Genomic DNA, 3,815 nt, shown 5'->3' on the forward strand with positions numbered 1-3,815 from the left:
GGCCTGGGCCGTTATTACAAGCCCCGCCTGGGGGCACTCCCCCTGGCTGCGCCGGGGGCACCCCCACCCAGGCGAAGCCCTGGGGGAGATTGGGCTCGGGGTGCGCCGCTCGTGGTGGCGGGCGTCCCGGCGGGCACCTGAACACAGCGTGATCTGTCGGTCCCGGCTCATAGACTGGCCCGGCCGCCATGAGAGGAATGATCACCCATGCGTCCCCGAAGGTTCCAGGAGTTCGTCATCGACCTGGCCAAGAACGATCCCACCGCGATCCAGGTACAGACGCTCGAAGAGACAGGCGAGACCAAGACCCCCTGCGGGGTTGCCATCACCACCGGAGACGGAGAGTCGCGGTGGGGAATCGTGGGTCAGCTCCCGGACGGCGCAAAGCACGAAGGGTTTGACGACGCCCCCGTCCACGGCGATCCGGTCGTCCCGGACGGGACACCGCAGCCGACGGACCTCCCCGAGGCGTGGCTGGCCGCGCTGCTCGCCCGGTCCGAGTCGTCTGAGATCGCCGGCATCGAGCGCTGGTCGACCCGCGCCGAGGCGAGGCCCGGCTACTACGGCGTGACTGTGCGTTTCCACAACACCGCCAGGGTCTTCATGCGCCTCCTCTGACGCCCCCGTCCCCTACCTGGCCGGGGAGTGCACCACCCTGTCGGCACCACACCACCAAAGGAGTGTCCTGACATGGAATGCACCGAATGCACCTGCACCAACCGTGGCGCCCGGTTCGACCTGGGCCGATGCGCAGGTAGCTGTCCCGTCTGCGGCGCCATCGTCGGCTCCCCGTCCGGCTCCCCCACGACGATCCACCAGGGGACGGACGGGTCGACCTGTTCCGGCTCGGGGCAGCCGGCGACCTGATCAACGCGCGTTCGCCCCGGCCGTGTGTACCCATGCCGGTACCGGGAACTGGTGCTGTGGACCGATGACGTACTGGCCGGGGCCCGCCGGATCCATCAGCGGGCCGGGTTCACGCTCCTGTCCGAGAAGCCGCGCGGCTCCTACGGGGCGGATCTCGTCGGCCGGGACCGGCGGCTGCCCCTCCAGGAAGGAACGAGCCGGATGAAATTCGCCTTCTCGACGCTCGGAGTGCCGGGCATGCCCCTCAGGGAGGTCGCCGCGCTCGCGGCGGACACCGGATATCAGGGGGTGGAGCTGCGGGCCGCCCCCGATGAGCCGGTGCACATGGGGATGGAGGCCGGGGAACGGGCGGCCGTGGTGCGGGAGTTCGAGGGCGCGGGGGTGGAGGTCATCGCCGTCTGCGGGTACACCCGGGTCGCGGCGGCGGGTGACGACGCACCCGTACTGGACGAGATCACCGAGTTGCTGCGGCTGGCGGTGGATCTGCGCGCGACCCAGGTGCGGGTCTTCCCCGGCGGCGGCGATCAGGACCGGGAGACCGCGGACGCCACCGCCGCCCGCAGGCTCGGCACGGCGGCGGAGACGGCGGCGGGTCTGGGCGTACGGATTCTGCTGGAGACCCATGACTCGCACCGCACAGGGGCGGGGGTGTCCCGCATCCTGGGGCCGGTCGGCCATCGGTACGCGGGCGCGATCTGGGATGTGGTGCACCCCTGGCTGGAGGAGGAAGAGCCGGCCACCGCGTATGGCGCGCTCGCCCCGTTCCTGGGCTATGTGCAGGTCAAGGATGTGGCATCGCGCGAGGATCTGGCCCCGCTGCCGCTCGGCGCGGGCGCCGTACCGCTGGCGGAGTGCCTGGCTCCGCTCACCCCGGGGACCTGGCTGAGCTGGGAGTACGAGAAGCGCTGGTATCCGGGGGCGGCGGAGCTGCCGGGGCTGCTGGCACCGGGCCGGGAGTATCTGCTGAGCCTGCTCGCGCCAACGCGGTGAGCGCCACCCCGCCGACCAGCAGCACCGCCGCGCCCCAGCGCAGGCCGCTGACCGGCTCGCCGAGGAAGAAGGCGGCCGACGACATGCCGAAGACGGGCACGAGCAGGGTGAAGGGGGCGACGGAGGAGGCGGGGTAGCGGTACAGCAGATGGCTCCAGGCGACGAAGCCGAAGACGGTCGAGACCCAGGCGATGAACGCCAGTGCCCCTGCGCTGCCCCAGTCCATCGAGCGCACCGCCGCCAGATCGGCCCGCGGGCCCTCGAAGACCAGGGAGAGCGCGAGCAGCGGCAGGACCGGGATCGTACAGACCCACACCATGAAGTTCAGGGCGTCCGACGGGGACGCCTTGCGGGTGAGCACATTGGACACGCCCCAGCCGGCCGCGCCCGCGACGACCAGGGTGAAACCGACCAGCGATCCCGAGGTGCCCTCGTCCACCGCGGCGAGGGCGATGCCGGACAGCGCGATCGCCATCCCGGCGATCCGTGCCCGGCCGGGCCGTTCGCCGAGGAAGAAGGCCGCGAGGACCGCCGTGAACACGGCCTGGCTCTGGAGGACGAGGGAGGACAGTCCGGCCGGCATCCCCTGGGCCATACCGAGGAAGAGCAGCCCGAACTTCGTGACGCCGAGCGCCAGCCCCACGCCGATGATCCACTTCCAGGCGGTCCTCGGGCGGCCCACGAGGAACACGGCAGGCACCGCGGCGACCAGAAAGCGCAGCGCGGAGAAGAGCAGTGGCGGGAAGTGGTCGAGCCCCACCTCTATGACGACGAAGTTCACGCCCCAGACCGCGGCGACCAGGACGGCGAGGGCGATGTGTACGGGGCGCATGGACTGAGGATCACCGGGCGGGACCCATTAGCACCAGCACAGGTTTCTTTATGGTGAGATTGAGCGTTGCTTATGAATCGGGTGTTGCTTACGGATGAGGACGAGGGTGCGGGATGCTCGATCTGGGACGGCTGCGGGCGCTGCACGCGGTCGCGGTGCACGGCTCGGTCGCGGCGGCGGCGACCGCCCTGGGGTACACACCGTCGGCGGTGTCGCAGCAGATCACCAAGCTGGAGCGGGAGACCCGGACGACCCTGCTGGAACGGCGGGGTCGGGGCGTCGCGCTCACGGACGAGGCTCGCCATCTGGCCGCGACGGCCCAGGAGCTGCTGGCGATCGTCGAACGGGCGGAGACGACGCTGGAGGAGCGGCGGGGGCAGCCCGCAGGGCGGCTGACGATCGCCGCGTTCGCCTCGGCGGCGCGGGGGCTGCTGCCCGGGGTGCTCGCGGAGCTGGGACGGCTGCACCCCGGCCTCGACCCTCGGCTGACCGAGATCGATCCCCATCTGTCGATCGATCTGGTGGCCCGGGGCATGACGGACCTGGCGGTGGCGCACGACTGGGACATCGCCCCACTGCCCGCGCCTGAGGGGGTGGAGCAGGCGTACATCGGGGACGATCTGTGCGATCTGCTCGTGCCGGAGGGGCATCCGCTGGCGGGGCGGGGCGCGGTACGGCGCGAGGAACTGGTGGGCGAGCGCTGGATCTGCCAGCCGCCGGGGACCGTCTGCCACGACTGGCTGATCCGTACGCTGCGCGCGGCCGGCTGCGAGCCGGACCTCGCCCACCAGGCCGAGGAGAACCACACCCAGCTCGCCCTGGTGGCGGCGGGCCTGGGCATCGCGATGATCCCCCGCCTCGGCCGGGGCACCCTGCCCCCGGGCGTGGTGGCCGTGCCGCTGGACCCGGTGCCGAGGCGCCGGCTGTACGCGCTGTGGCGTACGGGGGCGGCACGGCGGCCCTCGATCACGGCGACGGTGGCGGCACTGCGAAGCCACTTCACGCGACTCTGACGCGCCTCCGCGCGCCTCCGCGCGCCTCTGCACGGGTGCGCGCGAGTGCGCCTGCCGTGGGACCTGGGCGCACGACCGGCCGGGCTCCCCCTGAGGGGTGCGTGCGCACATAC

General features: G+C 72.0%; 4 protein-coding genes and 1 pseudogene. 4 read left to right on the forward strand and 1 reads right to left on the reverse strand.

Annotated features, from left to right (window positions below; genetic code table 11):
• Positions 1–207: 207 nt before the first annotated feature.
• The 3 genes and pseudogenes from ACWF94_RS35965 to ACWF94_RS35975 all read left to right on the forward strand — a co-directional run.
• Positions 208–618: a hypothetical protein gene (locus tag ACWF94_RS35965; protein WP_453498599.1), complete on the forward strand. Its 411-nt coding sequence runs from the start codon at positions 208–210 to the stop codon at positions 616–618.
• Between the two features lie 72 nt (positions 619–690).
• Positions 691–867, forward strand: coding sequence for a hypothetical protein (locus ACWF94_RS35970; RefSeq protein WP_453498602.1), 177 nt, complete (start codon positions 691–693; stop codon positions 865–867).
• 201 nt (positions 868–1,068) lie between these two features.
• Positions 1,069–1,848 (forward strand): annotated as a pseudogene (locus ACWF94_RS35975) (sugar phosphate isomerase/epimerase family protein); the annotation flags it as partial.
• On the opposite strand, the gene ACWF94_RS35980 reads toward ACWF94_RS35975, so the two are convergent.
• Positions 1,733–2,689: an EamA family transporter gene (locus ACWF94_RS35980; protein ID WP_453498605.1), complete on the reverse strand. Its 957-nt coding sequence runs from the start codon at positions 2,687–2,689 to the stop codon at positions 1,733–1,735. The pseudogene ACWF94_RS35975 and the gene ACWF94_RS35980 overlap by 116 nt on opposite strands.
• Before the next feature lie 113 nt (positions 2,690–2,802).
• On the opposite strand from ACWF94_RS35980, the gene ACWF94_RS35985 reads away from it, so the two are divergent.
• The gene (locus tag ACWF94_RS35985; RefSeq protein ID WP_453498608.1) at positions 2,803–3,702 is read left to right on the forward strand and encodes a LysR family transcriptional regulator; all 900 of its coding nucleotides are present in this window, start codon (positions 2,803–2,805) and stop codon (positions 3,700–3,702) included.
• The last annotated feature ends 113 nt before the right edge of the window (positions 3,703–3,815 follow it).

It is taken from the genome of Streptomyces sp. NPDC055078 (genome assembly GCF_053607985.1).